Origin of the sequence: Streptomyces sp. NPDC048825, from assembly GCF_043198355.1 — a bacterium.
Taxonomy (GTDB): domain Bacteria; phylum Actinomycetota; class Actinomycetes; order Streptomycetales; family Streptomycetaceae; genus Streptomyces; species Streptomyces xiangluensis.
In genome coordinates this window covers 338,086-354,588 of record NZ_JBICUR010000011.1, presented here as the reverse complement: position 1 = coordinate 354,588, position 16,503 = coordinate 338,086, and the positions used below count along the sequence as shown (strand labels likewise).

At 69.3% G+C, this 16,503-nt stretch carries 9 protein-coding genes; 1 reads left to right on the top strand and 8 read right to left on the bottom strand.

Annotated features, from left to right (window positions below; translation table 11 throughout):
* Positions 1-329, bottom strand: a 329-nt coding sequence (locus ACGFNK_RS26835; RefSeq protein WP_393419919.1) for a transposase, incomplete at its 3' end; no start/stop codon positions are given.
* Positions 330-669: 340 nt separating this feature from the next.
* Between ACGFNK_RS26835 and ACGFNK_RS26830 the strand changes: the two genes are divergently transcribed.
* A complete protein-coding gene (locus tag ACGFNK_RS26830; protein WP_393419902.1) occupies positions 670-1,395 on the top strand; it encodes a DUF4097 domain-containing protein in 726 nt (241 codons plus the stop codon).
* Between the two features lie 323 nt (positions 1,396-1,718).
* Here the strand turns inward: ACGFNK_RS26830 and ACGFNK_RS26825 are convergent, their stop codons facing one another.
* The 7 genes from ACGFNK_RS26825 to ACGFNK_RS26795 all read right to left on the bottom strand — a co-directional run bounded on the left by ACGFNK_RS26825 (position 1,719) and on the right by ACGFNK_RS26795 (position 16,381).
* Entirely contained in the window at positions 1,719-2,468 is a 750-nt protein-coding gene (locus tag ACGFNK_RS26825; RefSeq protein WP_393419900.1) for a thioesterase II family protein, read from the bottom strand.
* A complete protein-coding gene (gene lat, locus ACGFNK_RS26820; protein WP_393419898.1) occupies positions 2,465-3,793 on the bottom strand; it encodes an L-lysine 6-transaminase in 1,329 nt (442 codons plus the stop codon). Before lat ends, ACGFNK_RS26825 begins: the two co-directional genes overlap by 4 nt.
* A gap of 44 nt (positions 3,794-3,837) precedes the next feature.
* On the bottom strand, positions 3,838-4,038 hold the full coding sequence (locus ACGFNK_RS26815; RefSeq protein ID WP_393419896.1) for an MbtH family protein: 201 nt from the start codon (positions 4,036-4,038) through the stop codon (positions 3,838-3,840).
* A 76-nt stretch (positions 4,039-4,114) separates the two neighbouring features.
* Positions 4,115-5,758, bottom strand: a complete 1,644-nt coding sequence (locus tag ACGFNK_RS26810; protein WP_393419894.1) for a cyclic peptide export ABC transporter — start codon at positions 5,756-5,758, stop codon at positions 4,115-4,117.
* Positions 5,755-12,222, bottom strand: a complete 6,468-nt coding sequence (locus ACGFNK_RS26805; protein WP_393419892.1) for an amino acid adenylation domain-containing protein — start codon at positions 12,220-12,222, stop codon at positions 5,755-5,757. Before ACGFNK_RS26805 ends, ACGFNK_RS26810 begins: the two co-directional genes overlap by 4 nt.
* Positions 12,219-15,311, bottom strand: coding sequence for an amino acid adenylation domain-containing protein (locus ACGFNK_RS26800; RefSeq protein WP_393419890.1), 3,093 nt, complete (start codon positions 15,309-15,311; stop codon positions 12,219-12,221). The genes ACGFNK_RS26805 and ACGFNK_RS26800 overlap by 4 nt, the downstream gene beginning before the upstream one ends.
* Before the next feature lie 26 nt (positions 15,312-15,337).
* Positions 15,338-16,381: a TauD/TfdA family dioxygenase gene (locus ACGFNK_RS26795; protein ID WP_393419888.1), complete on the bottom strand. Its 1,044-nt coding sequence runs from the start codon at positions 16,379-16,381 to the stop codon at positions 15,338-15,340.
* Between the last annotated feature and the right edge of the window lie 122 nt (positions 16,382-16,503).

Below are 16,503 nucleotides of genomic sequence, written 5' to 3'. Positions count from 1 at the left end.
ATCGCGCACCGGGACCAGTCCAGCTCGCCGCGGGATCCCAGTTCGTCGAGGACCAGGCGGTGGAGTTTGGCCCACACACGGGCCTTCGTCCATTCAGTGAATCGTCGGTGGGCCGTCGCACCGGACGGCCCGAACGAGGCGGTCGGCAGCTGCTGCCAGGTGCAGCCCGATGTCGCCACAAAGACGATCGCGGCCAGCACTTCGCGGTCGCCGTGCCGACGTCGGCCACCGCCCTGAGGTCGCGACGGCGCCTCCGGCACCACCCGCTGGAACAGCTCCCACAACTCGTCCGGCACCAGCCGCTCAACGATCCCTGCCACGACCGGCAGCTTACCCAGCCAAATGAGATGACGTCTTAGCCTCCGGGGAACCGTCGATGCGCAGGCGGCGTCTCGCCGACGCGCGCCGAAGTGGTGGAAGCCCGCGCGGTCTTCCTCGGTACTGTCACGTCATGTCCGCCGGACAGGCCCTAGTCCGGATCCTCATGGCGAGGTGGTAGCCGAGGATGCTCGGCAGAAACCTCCCTCCTCCCACTGCCCCACAGGCAGATCCCGGACCACGTTCGAGATAGCCGGTGGTCGAAAGGTGGTGATACCACTATCGCCGCGGACGATCTGACGCCGTTAACTTCATGGTCGGCCCTCACCGTTCAGGACATGGAGTGATGACATGGCGATGCGACTACGCTCGTTCTCGGCCGTGCTTGCAGGCGGATTAGCCGCTGTGGGCCTCAGCGCGTGCGGGCCGGGGGAGACCTTCGAGGATGACGCATCGCTGCAAGAGCAGGTCACGTCAGTGCGGCTGGACAGTGGTACAGGCAGCGTCACGCTCCGCGGCCAAAAGGATCTCGGCAAGGTCTCTGTACACCGCGAAGTCACGTATCACGGAGACAAGCCAGATGGGGCGACTCACCGGGTCGATGAGGGGCAGTTGGTGCTTAGCGGCTGTGGCGACGACTGCAAGGTGGATTACACGGTAGAGGTGCCCGCAGGGGTCCCGGTCGAAGGTGAGACGTCGAGGGGGGCCGCCAGCCTGTCGCAGGTGGGCTCAGTGGACCTGAAGACCGACTCCGGCGATATCTCCATGGAAGGGGTAGCGGGACGCGTGAAGGCCCGGACTTCCAACGGAAATATCAACGGGAAGGATCTACTGGGCAGCCAGATCGACGCCGAGACCTCGAATGGCGAGATCGACTTGACCCCCGGAAAAGCGCAGGATATCCGCGCCAAGACCACGAATGGGGGGTTGACGATTAACGTGCCCGCCAGCAGCTACCGGATCTCCGTGAAGACTGGCAACGGGGATAAGCACCTCGGTATCCGCAATGATCCGGCTGGCCTCCACCGGATCGACCTGACCAGCGGCAACGGAGACATCTCGGTCAAGCCCGCTTGAGCGCCGTACCGGTGTACGCAGCGTGCCTGCCCCACGTCGGCGTTCGCCTGCGCAGCGACCGCCCCGCCATCGCCTTCACCGCATGGATCACCGTCACCCGTGCTCACCGACCTGCCATACCCCGGCAGCGCCATGGAGAGAGCGAGCAGCATCCGCGACACCTTTCGCAAGGCCACGCAGTACTGCGACCCCGCCGACCTCTGCACATGTCACGTGGACCAGATCCCTCACCACCACGTTCCAAAGACGGAGCCGGTTTCATGGAACGGATATCCCGTCCATGAACCGGCTCCGTCTCGGCGGAAGATCTCCTACTGCAATTGTCAGCTCACAGACCCGGCCAGGTCGTGGGCGCCGAAGACCGGCATGTAGCGCGGCAGGGAGTTCCAGACTTTGGACGTGAAGAAGTGACCGCCCGGCAGTACTGCCATCGACCAGGGCCCCTCGGTCAGTTCGGACCAGTCATCGTGCAGAGGGCTCGACTCGGCCTCGCCGACCAGCAGATGGATTCCGGCACGCAGCCGCTCCCCGGGCTCGTATCGGTAGGTGGCGTACGCAGCCAGATCCATCCGGAGCAGATCGACTGCCATGGCACGCAGATCAGGATTGGCCAGCACCGCTTCCGGTGCTCCACCAGTTGCCTTCAGCCAGGCGGACAGCTCCGCGTCCGGTGCACCGGCGAGGGCGGCCGACCGGGCTCCCGTCCAGTGCTGTGGTGCGATGTGCCCGGACAGCACCAGGCTCTCCGGACCGTCCGCGCCTCGAGCCTGGAGGGTTCTGGCAACCTCATAGGCAACCAGTGCGCCCATGCTGTGGCCGTAGAGCACGTACGGTCCACGCACCTCATTCGCCACTGCGTCCGCGCAATCGGTGACCAAGCCCTGCCAACCGTCGCTGATCTCTTCTCCGTAGCGCAGTTCACGCCCGGGGTAGCACAGGGCGCGCAGCTCGACGTCGACCGGCAACTGCCGTGCCCAGGGCCGGAACCCCACAGTGCCACCGCCAGCGAAGCCGAGACAGACGAGCCGGCGGGACGCCCAGGGGCGGGGGTGAGGTCGGGTGATCCGTTTCATGCCGGCTTTCCTCCCGCGGCCTCTTCCTTGAGGACGTCGCGCAGTGCCTCGAGAGCCGTGGCGAGATCGGCCTCCGTCACCGACAGCGGCGGCCGCCAGCGCAGTTCGCGTCGGCCGGATCCGAGGAAGATGACCCCGTGCTTGGTCAGGGCCTGTGCGACCACCCGGTCACGTACCTCCTGATCCGGCAAGGTGATGGCGCACATGAGGCCCCGGCCCCGCGGGTCACTGACCAATTCAGGGAGGTCGGCGGCGAGTTCGCGCAGCCCTCGGAGCAGATATGCCCCGGTGGTGCGGGCAGCGGTGAACAGCCCCTCACGCTCGACGATCTCCAGGATCCGGGTGGCCCTGACCATGTCGGTCAGGTTGCCTCCCCAGGTGGAGCTGAGGCGGCTCGAAGCCCGAAACGCGTTGTTCTCCACTTCCTGGACCCTCCGACCGCCGAGGACGCCACACACCTGGGTCTTCTTGCCGAACGCGATCAGGTCGGGGCGCAGACCCAGGGTGTCGCAGGCCCAACGGTCGCCGGTGATGCCGAAACCGGACTGCACCTCGTCCGCGACGAAAAGTACGTCGTGGGTGCGGCACAGTTCGGCCATGGCGGTCAGGAACTGCGGACGCAGATGGCGGTCGCCGCCCTCGCCCTGGATGGGCTCGAAGACAAAGCAGGCGATCTCGTGGGCGTAGCGGTGGAAGGCGGCCTCGGCTGCGGAGAGCGCCTGCTCCTCCTCCGCCAAGAGGCCCGGCTCGTCCCACCGATCCATGTCATTGACGGCCGGACTGGGGATGCGCGGCCAGTCGAAGGCCGGGAAATCCCGTGTCTTTGCCGGATCGGTGTTGGTCAGCGACATCGTGTAGCCGCTGCGGCCGTGAAATGCGCGCTCCAGGTGCAGGGCTCGCGAGCCGCGCACCGCAATGCCGCGTGCCGCGTTGTGCTGGGTTTTCCAGTCGAAGGCGACTTTCAGGGCGTTCTCGACGGCAGCGGCTCCACCGTCGATGAAGAAGACGTACGGCATGTCGTCCGAGCCGAGCGCGTTCAGGAAGGCCGTGACGAACCGTATTTGCTCGCTGGTGCCGAAGTCGGGGTTGGCCGGCTTCATGCGGGCGGTGGCGAGCAGCGCCTCGTCGAGCTCCCGATCACCGTGCAGCCCGGGGTGGTTGTGACCCAGCGGCGCCGATGCGTAGAACATGGACATGTCGAGGTAGCGGGAGCCGTCCCGTTCGTCCATGAGCCAGCAGCCGTTGCTGGCTCGGACGTCGATCAGGATGTCGTTGAAGTCACCCGTGACATGGGTGCGGAGGTAGTCGAGCCCGGTGCCGTTCATGGGGATTCCCCTCTGTGTGTCGGAGCCGGTCGTGTGCCGGAGTGTCATGCCTGTCGCGCCTGGCGCTCGCGGACGCTGCGCGGACGGATGTCCGTCCAGATCCGGTCGATGTGTGCGAGGCACTCGTCACGGGTGCCGCGGGTGCCCTGCCGGTGCCAGCCGAGAGGGAGTTCGCGGTCGGCCTCCCAGATGGAGTACTGCTCCTCGTCGTTGCGAACGACGTCGTACAACGTGGCTTCGGACATGGCTGTGCTCCTCAAGGTGTGTACCGGAATGTGAGTACGGGAGTCGGGTGGATGGCGTGGTGGTGCTGTGGCCGGGTCATGCTGCGCCGGACGCGGAGACGGCGGGCGTGGCCCCGACCGCCGCTTCGACGGCCTTGCCTCGTTCGAGCTTGAGGACCTGGTCGGCAACGCCGAAGTACCGGTCGTCGTGGGTGATGGCGACCACTGTCCTGCCTTGTTCGCGCAGGGTCGGCAGGACCTCGGTGTAGAAGAAGTCCCGGAACTCCGGGTCCTGGTCGGCGGCCCACTCGTCGAAGAGCAGCACCGGCCGATCGGACAGCAGAGCGCAGACGAGGGCGAGGCGTTTGCGCTGACCGGTGGAGAGCGCGATGGTGGAGAACTCTCCGTCGCGCACCGTCACCTTGCTGTCCATGCCAAGGTGGGCCAGCAGGCGGTTGGCCTCGTCGTCGACGTCCGGGCGGGCCGGCAGCGTTCGGAAGAGGTGGACATCGGAGAAGACCCCGGCGACGTTCCGCCGCAGTGCTTCGATCTCGATTCCGGTCACCGGCACGCCGTTGAGGCTGATCTCACCGCCGCTGGGCGGATAGAGGCCGCAGACCATCTTGGCCAGTGTGGTCTTGCCACTGCCGTTGCCGCCGACCAGGAACGTGATGGTGCCGGGTTCGAAGTCGGCATCGATCGGTCCGACCTCGAAGCCGGTGCCGTCGTCTTCGGAGCCGTAGTGGAAAGCCGCGGCACGCAGCCGTAGCGTCGCGCGGGTGGCCTCCTCACTGCGGCGTGGCCGAGGTACTCGCAACTGGCTCTCGTCGCCCAGGTCGAGGGAGTTGAGGGATTTCAGGGCTGTTGCGGCCCTGCCCAGCGCCGGGATCAGGTTGAGGACTGTGACCAGCGGCGTGTTGATGTACAGGACGGCCAGGGTGAAGCCGGTCAGGTCACCGTCGCTGGTCCCGAAGCGTGGTCCGGCGAAGAGCATGACGCCGATGCTGGCGAGGAAGAGGAGCTGCCCCCAGGAGCCGGCAACGGTGTACAGGGCCACGCCCCTGGTCGTGTCCCGCACCAGCAGCCTGCCCGTGCCACCGACCCCGCCGTCGATGACGGCAGCGCGACGCTCACGGTCCAGCTTGAGCTCTTTGGCACCGTGGGTGACGCTCTCCAGGTGGGCGTGCATGGCGTCTTGGTGCTCACGGGCGCGGCGCAGATGTGCGCCGGCCCGGCGCACCGGGACTTGGTAGAGCACCAAGCCGAGGGCGAGCACGCCTGCCATGCCGAGCAGCACCTTGAGCGAGAGCAGCCCGATGTAGACGAAGGCGCCGATCACGATCGCGCTGTTCATGACCAGCAACGGCACGCTGCTGACCGCCCCGGTGATCACTTGTACGTCGTCGGTGAGAGCGGACTGGAGCCGGGCTGTCCCGACGCGCTCGATGCGCCGCATCCCGCTGTCCAGGATCCGGCGGCACAGCTCCATGCGCAGTTCTTGGATGGTTCGCTGGGCCAGCCGGATCAGCAGGACGGAGGAGACCGCCCCGGCGAGAAGAACGGTGGACGCCGCTGCGATGAAGGAGACGATCAGCAAGGCACCCGGGTCGTCCAGCTGGTCCAGGACTTGCTGCAGAACCGCGATCAGGCCCACGGTGGCCGCCCCGGACAGCAGGCCCGCGAACAGCGCAGCGATCACCGTGGCACGTGAGCGGGTCGCCAGCAGCGAGACGAACTTCATCGCGGCCCTGCTTCCCCGGCCGCGACGGTGCCCCGCGCCGACCTGATCAACTCGGCCAGTCCCGCCACGGTGAAGTCCACCAAGGCCTGCTGCACCCGCAGCTTCACCCCGAACTCACGTCGGATGCGCACCAGCAGCCGGGTGGCGAGCAGGGAATGGCCGCCGGCCTCGTAGAAGTGGTCTCGGATGCCGAGTCCGTCTAGGCCAAGCAGTTCCTGCCAGAGAGCGAGCAATTCCTGCTCTGTCTCGTCCCGCGGCGGCTGAGCGCTCGCGGCCCCCAGGAAATCGTCAGCGGTGGGCGGGGGAAGGCGGCGTTTGTCCAGCTTGCCGCTGGCGGTGTGCGGGATCTGCTCAACAGGGCGGATCGCCGCGGGCAGCGCATAGCGCGGCAACCGCCCGGCCGCCCAGGTCCGCAGCTCCCGGCGGTCCAGGCCCGGCCCCTCGAGCACCACGTAGGCCACGAGGCGGGGTGTGGCCCCAGCAGTGCCGTGCACCACAACGGTGCAGTCGGCCACGCTCGGGTGGTCGAGAAGTACGGACTCGACCTCGCCCAGTTCTATGCGGTGGCCACGGAGCTTGATCTGGTTGTCGAAGCGGCCGAGGAACTCCAGTTGGCCGTCGGCCCGGTGGCGGGCCCGGTCCCCGGTCCGGTACAGCCGGGCCCCGGGAACCCCGGAGAACGGGTCCGGCACGAAGCGCTCGGCGGTCAGGCCGGGGCGCCGCCAATAGCCCTGGGCGACCTGGTCGCCACCGATGTACAGCTCGCCCGTAGCGCCGGGAGGAACTGGGTGCATCCGCTCGTCCAGGACCCAGATCGTGGAGCCGGGCACGGGTCCCCCGATGGGTGCCCGCTGTCTGCGGGTGACCTCGGCGGTGAGCTCGGCGACCGTCATCAGGACGGTGGCCTCGGTCGGGCCGTACCAGTTGAAGACCCGGCAGCCGTGCGCGGAAGGCCCTTCGAACCAGTCGGCAAACCGAGCGGGTACCACCTCCTCGCCGGCCAGCAGCAGCGCCCGCAACCCCAGCGGGTCACCTCCCGTGTCGGCGGAGCCGTCCACCGCGGCCAGCTCCTGTGCGATGGTCGGTGTGGTGGCCAGCATGGAGACGCCTTCGGCTCGCAGGTGGATGTGGAGCTGCTGTGCGTCCGCGGCCACCTCGCCCGGTACGAGGTGAATGCGGGCCCCGGCCGCCAGGCCCGCGAACAGCTCCCACACCGACAGGTCGAAGGTGAAGGTGGAGCGGACCGCGACCACGTCCTGCGCGGTGGGCTCGATCACGGTGGCAGAGGCCTGAAGGTAGGCGAGCACGTTGCGGTGGCTGACGCCGACTCCCTTGGGCACACCCGTGGATCCCGAGGTGTAGATCAGATAGGCAAGGTCGTTGGCGTCGGCCTGCTCCGGGACGGCACCCGTCGTATCGGCAGCCGCGCCGGCGACGGTACGTACGGTGACGCCCTCCTCGGCGAGAAGCGCGAGCACCGGAGCGTCGTCGTCGGTGAGATGCGCGGTCAGAGCCGTCCGGCAGCCCGAGTCGCGGATCACGTGAGCGATGCGCTCCAGTGGCAGTTCCGGGTCGACGGGCACGTACGCAGCGCCCGCCCTCATCGCCGCGAGCAATCCGGTCACCAGATCGGTGCCACGCCGGGCGACCACCGCGACCAGGTCGCCCCGGCGCACACCGACGGCGGCCAGGCCGTTGGCAGCTGCCGCGGCCCGCTCGGTCAGTCTCCGGTAGGTGAGGGCGCCGTCGGGTCCGGTCACCGCAACCGCCCCCGGCCGCGCGGCGGCCACGTCGGCGACAGCCTGGTCCAGGGTGCCGGTCGGGACGTCGAGCGCACCGCCGTCGGCGCGGCGTGCCGCGGTCTCAGCATCGTGGGGTAGCAGGCCGGCCGCGTCGTGCGGGGCGTCGGGGTCGGCCGCGAAGCAGCGCAGCGCCTGCGCGTACATCGCGGCGAGACCGGCCGCCCATTCGTCGGAGACCCGGTCGCTGTCGTAAGCGAGGATCAGACCCAGCTCGTGCGCGGGCGGGTGCACCGAATAGGTCGCCATCACCGCGTAGTTGGTGTCCTCTGCGGACCCCGCGTGCTGTTCGACGAGCTGCACCACCCCCGTGTCCAGGACCTCGCCGAGGGCATGGAAGCGGACGAAGTTCACGCCCACGTCGAACAGCGGGTCGTTACCGAGGGCCTCCTGCACGCTGATGAGCGGGGTGTGCCGGTGTTCCAGGAGAGCGCGTTCCTCGTCGAATGCGCGCCGCGCGAGGTCGCGCCAGCTGCCGCCGGGCACCGAGACCGAGGTGGGCAGCATGTTGATGAACAGGCCGCGCAGGTCCTTGGCGCCGGGCAGGTCGGGGCGGCCGTGCAGCACCATGCCGGTGACCGGGTCGGTCACAGAGAGCGCCTCAGCAAGCACCTTGAAGTGCACGCCCACAGCGAGACTCTTGAGGGGCAGGCCCTCCTCCTTGGCGAGCCTTGCCAGGCGCTGCGAAGTATCCGAGTCGATGTCGACCTCGACGCGCCGCACCTGCGGCAGCCCGGCCGGGCGCAGATCCGCGATGGATCGCGGTTCGGCGTCGGCGAGCCGCTCCCGCCACACTTCCGCAACGTCCGTCCTGTTGGCCGCTTCCCGCTCCGTCTTGACGAAGTCGGCGTAGCGGAGCGGGAGTTCGGGCCATCGTTCGGCATAGTCGGGTGCGCCGTCGAGGAGAGCCGCCTGGCGGCTGAGGATCTCCGTCAGGGTGGAGGTCCAGCTCCAGCCGTCGAGGATGACGTGGTTCTCGCTGACCGTCAGCTGGAACTCGTCGTCGCCGAGCAGGTGGACGGCGAGCCGCTGCAACGGCGCGGTCTCCAGGTCGAGGTGTTCGACGCGCTCACGCGCGACGAACGCGTCGATCTGGGCACGCTGTTCGTCCGCGCTGCGGCCCGACAGATCATGCACGGTCAGGCGCGGCTCCACATCCCGGTGCACGATCTGCAGCGGCTCGGAGTAGCCGTCCATGGAGATGCTGGTGCGCAGAACGGGGTGGCGGGCCATGGTGTCGACGAGGGCTCGGCGCAGCAGGTCCGGGTCGAGACGACCACGCATCCGCACGCTGACCGTATTGTGGTAGATTCCCGCTTCCGGGTGCAGGTGCAGGTGATACAGCATGCCCGCCTGGGTCGCGGTCAACGGGTAGGCGTCCTCCACGTCCGTGGGAAGCGCGGCCCGGTCATCGGCGCTGATCATCTCGAACGGCTCGGCGCGTTCCAGGATGTCGGGCCGGCTCTCCGCGAGATGAGCGGCGAACTCGGCGACAGTTTGATGCTGGAACACCGCGTGAACGCGGGTCTCGTGGCCGAGAGCGCGCAACGTTCCGGTGATCCCCACGGCGCGGATGGAGTCGCCGCCGAGGGCGAAGAAGTTGTCGTGCACGCCGACCCGGTCGACACCGAGGACCTCGGCCCAGACGTCGGCAACGGTCCGCTCCAGCGGCGTACGTGGCTCAGAGAAGACGGTGTCGGCTTCAAGCCGGGCCTGCGCCGGGTCGGGCAGGGCGCGCCGGTCCGCCTTCCCGTTGACGGTCAGCGGCACCTCGCTCAGGACGGTGTAGACCGCGGGCACCATGTAGGGCGGCAGCAGGCCGGCTGCGTGCTCGCGCAGTTCGGACACGCCGGGCAGGTCACGGCCGGCGGCGGGCACCAGCCACGCCACCAGTTGCTCGCCGCGTACGTCGGCGACCGCGGCGGCTACGTCCGGGTGGGCGACGAGGGCGACTTCCACCTCGCCCAGTTCGATCCGGAAGCCCCGGATCTTCACCTGGGCATCGGCGCGGCCCCAGTACTCGAACTCACCGTCCTGTGTGACCCGGGCCAGGTCTCCGCTGCGGTACAGGCGGGCGCCTGGTGTGTCGCAGTACGGGTCGGGAACGAACCGTTCGGCAGTGCGCGCACCACGGCCGCTGTAGCCCACGGTGACGCCCGCGCCTCCGACGTGGAGTTCGCCGACCAGGCCGGGCGGCAGCGGGTTGAGCCCCTCGTCGAGGACATACAAGGTCAGGTCGTCGATCGGTACGCCGATGGGGCTTCCGGTGCGGTCGCCCAGGTCGGCGGCCGTGATGACGCGGAAGGTTGTGTGCACGGTGGTCTCGGTGATGCCGTACATGTTCACCAGGCGGGGAGCCCGGTCGCCGCGCGCGTCGATCCAGGGCCGCAGGGTGTTCACGTCGAGCCGCTCGCCACCGAAGACCACGTGCCGCAGAGCTAGGCTGCGCGTGGCTCCCTCGGCGGCGTCGGCGGCCACGATGCCCTTGAAAGCCGACGGTGTCTGACTGAACACGGTGACGCCGAGTTCTTCCAGGAAGGCGAGCATGTCCTGCGGAGACTTGGCGGTGTCGTCCGGCACCAATGCCAGCTTGCCGCCGTGCAGCAGCGCGCCCCACAGTTCCCAGACGGACACATCGAAGGCGTACGAGTGGAAGAAGCTCCACACGTCCTCGGGCCCGAAGCCGAAGTGCCGGCCCGTTGATGTGAACAGCCGCATCACCTGGGCGTCCGCGACCTCCACGCCCTTGGGACGACCCGTGGAACCCGAGGTGTAGATGACGTAGGCGATGTCGCCGACATGCCTGCTGGGCAGCCTGATCTCAGCTGTGTCCAGGACCGTGAGGGGGCGGCCGTGCTCATCGACCGACACCTGCCGCAGTCCCTTGCCGATGCCTCCCGCCCCCTGCGCGCCGCAGACCACGAGGCGACCGCCACTGTCGCCGACGACATGGCGGATGCGGTCCTCCGGGTTGTGCACGTCGAGCGGCACATAGGCGGCGCCCGCCCGCAGGACGGCGAGTATCGCCACAACCTGCGCGGGCCCGCGCTCCAGATACAGCGGGACCCGTTCGCCGGGCACGACCCCGCCGGCCACCAGGTGCCGGGCCAAAGTGTCGACGCGATCGGCCAGCTCCGCGTACGAGATGCCTACCCCCCGCCAGTTCAGCGCGGTGCGGTCGGGGTACTGGGCTGCCGAGCGCAGGAAAGCCTGGTCGAGGGCGTGCTCGACCACGGACTCGGCCTGCGGGCCGGGCAGCGCGCCGGGCTCGGTGAGGGGCAACAGCCGAGCGCTGCGATCCGGCGCATCGAGCGCTTCAGTCAGGAACCGAAGGTAGGCGCCGAGCAGGGCCGCCGCGGTGGACTCGCCCAGCAGTTCGGTGTCGTACTCGAGCATCAGCTCGAAGTCGTCACCGCGGCTGGCCACGCTGAGCGTCACGTCGGTCTTGGAGGTGGCCGTCTCGGCGGGTACCGGCGTCATGACGGCCTTGCCCAGGCGTATCTGGGAGCGGTCCTCACCGAGGTAGGCGAACATGGCCCCGAACAACGGGGATCCGGTGCTGCCGCCGACCGCCGCAGTGTGTACGTGCTGGTGGTCCAGCGAGCGGGCGATGGTCTGAGCGGATTCCTGGGCCAGCTCACGCAGCGTCGCACCGTCGCGCAGTCGACTACGCAATGGCAGCGTGTTGATGAACGGGCCGACGGTACGACGCAGTTCGGGACGGACCCGGTTGGCCACTGGCACACCGATCACCAGGTCGTCGGTGAGGGCTGCACGATGCAGCACCGCCCGCCATGCGCCGTACAGGACGGCGAAGACGGACACTCCGCAGCCGGAGGCGAACTTCTCGGCACGCTCGCGCAGAGCGGGTCCTGTGGTGCGGATCAGGTGCCGCCCCCGGTGTCCGCGAACAGCCGGGCGAGGATGGTCGAAGGGCAGGCCCAGCCCGCGCGGGGCGCCCTCCAGTTCGGCTTGCCAGTAGGCGAGCGACGCCTGGGGCGACGGCGCGTCCTCGCTGTGTCGCTCCCACCAGGCGTAGTCGGCGTACGAGGGTCCGTTTGGCGGGGGCAGCAGGGGGCCGCCTGTGTGGAAGGCCTCGTAGGCATCGGTGAGTTCCTGGATGAGGACGCTCACCGACAGTCCGTCGACGACCAGGTGGTGGAAGGCGACGACGAGCCGGTGGCGGTCGGGTGCCAGGGCGATCAGCAGGCCGCGCGTGAGTGTTCCGCCGCTGTCCAGCGCGAAGGGGGCACGCAGTTCGGCGTCGGTCAGCTCGTCCCGGCGCCGTTCGGCAGCAGGGCGATCCAGGTCGGTCAGGTCGGCGTGTCGCAACGGGGGCAGTTCGCTCAGCAGCCGTGCCTGCGGTCTGCCGCGCACCTCCTCGGTGGCCAGGCGCAGTCCTTCGTGCCGTGCGAGCAGCCAATCGAAGGCCCGGGTGAGCGCTGCGGCGTCCAAAGGGCCGTCGATGTCGAGGGCGGCCGGCACGGTGTAGGAGCCGCCGGTCGGGTCGAGAGCATGTGCCGTCCACAGCTGGAGCTGGCTCTCCGAGAGGACGACCTGCAGGGCGTCGGGCCGACGGGGCACATGGGTCGTGGCGGAATGCTGCTGCGGACGGCGTGCTGCGAGGGCACGCCGGGCTCGTTCAAGACGTTCGGAATCGGTCATGACTGTTCCTCGGTGGCGTCATCGGCGGAGCCGGTGGTATGGGTCGAGTCGGCTGCATCGGACGGGTCGTCGAGCGTGGCGAACGCCTCGGCGAACTCGCTGACGAAGCCGTCCTGGTCGTGCTCGAGCAGCAGGCGCGCCTGGTCCGCGACAGTGGGCGCGGTGAGCAGTTCCTGCAGCGGGAGTTCAGCCCCCATCAGTTCGCGGACGCGGGCGACGGTGTGCATGACGCGGATCGAGTCGCCGCCGAGCGCGAAGAAGTTGTCGTGGGCTCCGACGCGCCCGACGCCAAGGACGGTGCGCCAGATCTCCGCGACGACCATTTCAGCCGGGGTACGCGGCGCGACGAACTGGCTTCCCTGTTCAAGATGTCCGTCCACAGGGTCCAGCAGAGCGCGCCGGTCGGTCTTGCCCTGTGCGGTCAACGGCACCCGGTCCAGAGCGACGAAGACCGCAGGCACCAGGTAGGCGGGCAGGACGGCGGCGCAGTGCTCGCGCAGCTGCTCCACGGTGGGCGGCCCGTCCGCGCCTGGTACCACCCAGGCGACCAGACGGCCGTCGCGGGCGTCGGCCACCGCAGCGGTAACGGCGGGGTGACGCAGCAGAACCGCCTCGATCTCGTCGGGCTCGATGCGGTAGCCGCGCACCTTCAGCTGGCTGTCGGCCCGCCCGCAGAACTCCGGCAGGCCGTCGGCGCCGATCCGGACGAGGTCTCCGGTGCGGTACAGCCGGGCGCCGGCTGTGCGGGAGAACGGGTCAGGAACGAACCGTTCGGCGGTCAGCCCGCCCCGGCCCACGTATCCGCGCGCGACGCCGGCGCCGCCGACATACAGCTCCCCGATCACCCCGGGTGGCACGGGTGCCATCGCGTCATCCAGTACGTGGAGCGTGGTGGCGCCAACCGGACCGCCGAGGTTGATCCGCCCCTCGTCTGTGACGATCCCAGCCGTGGCGTTGGCCGTGGTCTCGGAGGGCCCGTACAAGTTCCACAGCCGTACCCCCGGCAGGATCCGGCGGGTACGTTCCACCAGCTCGGCAGTGAGTGCCTCGCCTCCCAGCAGTACATCCAGGGAGCGCTCGCGAGGGGCAGTCCCGGCGTTGGCCGACTCAAGGCCCCGCAGCGTCTCGTCCCACAGCCGGGGGACGGTGTTGACGGTTGTGACGTCGGGGCCTACGACGGCGTCGACAGAGGAGACCGCCGCCGCCAGCGTCTCGGCGGGTCGCTCCCCTGCCGGTGGCAGCATGACCGTGCCGCCGAGCACCAGCGGCCCCCACAGCTGCTTGAGGGATGCGTCGAAGATCGGCGCTGCGGTCGCCGGCAATACGGTGTCCGGTCCGATCAGACCGATTTCGGCCAGCCAGCCGAGGTAGTTGACAACGTTGCGGTGAGTGACCGCGACGGGCTTGGGCCGGCCAGTGGACCCGGAGGTGAAGAGCACATAGGCGAGGTGGTCGGGGCTCAGGGCCGACAGGGTGTCCACTGCCGGCGGGTCGGCGTCTGTCTCATTGCCGACGCTGTTGTCCGGCACCAGGACCAGCTGACGGCCACTGCTGTCCCCCAGCAGTGGCGCCGTGTCCGCCGTGGCCACGCAGACGCGGGCGGACGCGTCGCTGAGGAGGGTGGCGATCCGGTCGGCCGGGTCGCCCGGGTCGACGATCAGGTAGGCGGCCCCGGCGCGCAGTGCGGCCAACTGGGCCACCAGGCGGGTTACGGGCTCCGGCACGAGGATGGCGACGATGTCTTCGGGGCCCGCGTTCAGGCCAGCCGCCAACCGATCGGCATCCGTCAGGAGTTGACCGTACGACAGTTTGCTATTTCCGCTGCGTACAGCAATCGCACCTGGCGTTCGCGCGGCAATGCGGCCGATCAGTCCGGGCAGGGTGGCGTCCTGCCAGTCGATGGCCGTGGGCGTCGCGGGAGCGGCCGACGACGCGGCGGGGGTGCCGAGGCCGACCCGGCCGATCCGCCTCCCGGGCGCCCGCTCGATCTGCTCCAGGACAGCGGTGAGCGCTTCCAGGAGCTGGCCGGTCACCTCCGCGCCCAGCTCGACGGCGTGCGCGCCTTCGAGGTTTAGCTCGACCAGGTCGCCGCGCCGCACAGCAGCGAGGTGGAGCCCGGGCCCGGTGCCCCGCACCGTGAGCCCCACGACGGACCAGCTGCCCACGCGCTCCGGCACCTGAGTGAATGAGAAGCCGATCGGCCCGATCACCGCGGACAGATTCCCCAGCAGCTCGACGCTCTCACGCTGGACGGCCCGTGCTGTCCGCACTGTGTCGACCACGTCCGCCAGAGTGCGGGCAGCGTCGAACTCATGCCTCAGCCCTAGCCAGGAACTCAACGGACCGAGAACATCCCCAAGTTGAGGCACCTCGCGAAGGCCGGTGCGTACCCTAACGCCGAGCGCCTGGGCACCGCCGAACCTGTGCAGGACCACGAGCCAGGCGGCAAGGAGCAGGGCTTCGGCGTCGGCGTCCGGATCAGCTAGGCCGACGGTCCGCGTCCCCGCCTCCGGGGCGGAGGGTTCACCGGCCTCGAGGGCGGCGGCCGAGGGCGCAGTCCCCAGCGAGCGCAGCCGCGCCAGCACCTCACTCGCCTCGTCGAATCCGCCGTGCGCCGCCTCCTGGCCCGCGCGGGCTCGGGCCGCATCGGGATCGTCGAGGACCTCGTGCAGCCACGCGGCGGCATCGACGTACTGCAAGGGATCGCCTTGGTCCGTCGCGGTCGCGGGCCCGTCCCGCAGCTCGCGCTCCAGTTCACCTGCGAGGAGCAACAGGCCCTCGGCGTCCAGGACATGGGTCGATGCAGCGAGTTCGACGCGGCCGTTGTCCACGAGAGCGACGGTCCAGGGGCGGTCTTCGCTCTCGGGCAACGGCTCGGCGAAGACGCTCAGCGTGGGCGGACCGCCCACCGGAGAGGGCACCACTACGGTGCGCAGCACCTCGTGACGCCGTGCAACGGTATCGACCGCGTCGGCGAGCCGGGTCTTCGAGACCGCTGCGGGAACATCGAGCACAAGCGTGGCCACCGTGTCGTCGTGGGTGGCGTCGTTCTGGTGCGGGCCCGCGCGGAAGGTCTCCGCGACGGGCACGGATGTAGTAGCGGATGTCGCCGTGTTCACCGTCTGTCCCCCTGTATGTGTGTGGTGGTGCCGTCCTGCGCGAGGGCGGCGGCTGTCGGCCGGGTCTCCACCTGGTGCCAGTCCGCCGCACCAGCCATGGCGACCCGGATCTCCCGCTTGCCGGTGAAGGGCGCACGGCCGTGTGCGGCCAGCAGGTTGTCGACGACCAGGACATCGCCGAGCTGCCAGTCGAAGCTGGTCGTCTCGGCTGCGAACGCGGCCCGGATCGCGTCGAGTTCGGAATGCGTGAAGTCGCTGCCGTCCCCGGTCCTGCTCGTTTTGGGCACGCGGTCCCGCCCGACCTGCCCGAGGAGTTCTGCGGCCAGCTCGTCGCCGATGGTGCTCAGGTGGAAGCTCGTGGCCTGGTTGAACCAGACCCACTCGCCGGTGTCGGGGTGCCGCACGACAGCGGGCCGCAGGGCTTCCGTGCGCAGGTGGTCGTCGGCGATGCGCTCCAGCCGCACCCGCGTGCGCTCGGCATAGGCGTCCAGGCCGCTCTCGTCGCAGCCCAGCGCCTCCTGCCAGGAGATTCCGACGCCCGGCGTGTAATTGCGTACGTAGCGGACCCCGTGCCGCTCGAGGCGAGCGAGCAGGTCAGCGGGCAGCCGACGCAGCACCTTTCGCGAGTCAGCAAGCGGGGTCTGCCCTCCGCTCTGCGCGGGCAGAGCGCAGGAGAATCCGAGGACGCGGGGCCAACTCCAGCTGTAACAGGCTTCGTTGTGCATCTCGATGGTCTGGTCGGCCGGGTACTCGGTGGAGGAGTAGACACCGTCGTCCAGCTCGCTTCGTGGCGTGGCGCCGTCCTGGTAAGAGAGCGCTCCGTCGCCACCGACGGCCTCGACGACGGGGCGCACCGCGTCGGCGCCCTCGTCGAATTCTCTGAAGAGAACCGCGCCGTACTGGTGCAGCTGCTCGCGAACGAGCTCCGCGTTGGCCCGCACCCACGCGGTCAGCGGGACGCCGGGCTGCTGCGGCGTGGCGAGGACGGGCAGTGCCGAGGGCTCCATCGGGCGGAAGCTGACGACCGATGCGTCGGTCAAAGATCGTCGCCTGAGAGGTGCTTGGGGCATGCGGGACGTACGAAGGGACATGTGTTCTCCGAAGGTTGTCGGATGGCGCGCGAGGGCTCGGGCGTCGCCGGGCAGGCGAAGCCGTACTCCGG

Excerpts from the sequence above, each read along its gene's own strand:
- ACGFNK_RS26830 (WP_393419902.1), top strand. The coding sequence starts at position 670 with ATGGCGATGCGACTACGCTCGTTCTCGGCCGTGCTTGCAGGCGGATTA.
- ACGFNK_RS26825 (WP_393419900.1), bottom strand. The coding sequence starts at position 2,468 with ATGAAACGGATCACCCGACCTCACCCCCGCCCCTGGGCGTCCCGCCGG.
- lat (WP_393419898.1), bottom strand. The coding sequence starts at position 3,793 with ATGAACGGCACCGGGCTCGACTACCTCCGCACCCATGTCACGGGTGAC.
- ACGFNK_RS26815 (WP_393419896.1), bottom strand. The coding sequence starts at position 4,038 with ATGTCCGAAGCCACGTTGTACGACGTCGTTCGCAACGACGAGGAGCAG.
- ACGFNK_RS26810 (WP_393419894.1), bottom strand. The coding sequence starts at position 5,758 with ATGAAGTTCGTCTCGCTGCTGGCGACCCGCTCACGTGCCACGGTGATC.
- ACGFNK_RS26805 (WP_393419892.1), bottom strand. The coding sequence starts at position 12,222 with ATGACCGATTCCGAACGTCTTGAACGAGCCCGGCGTGCCCTCGCAGCA.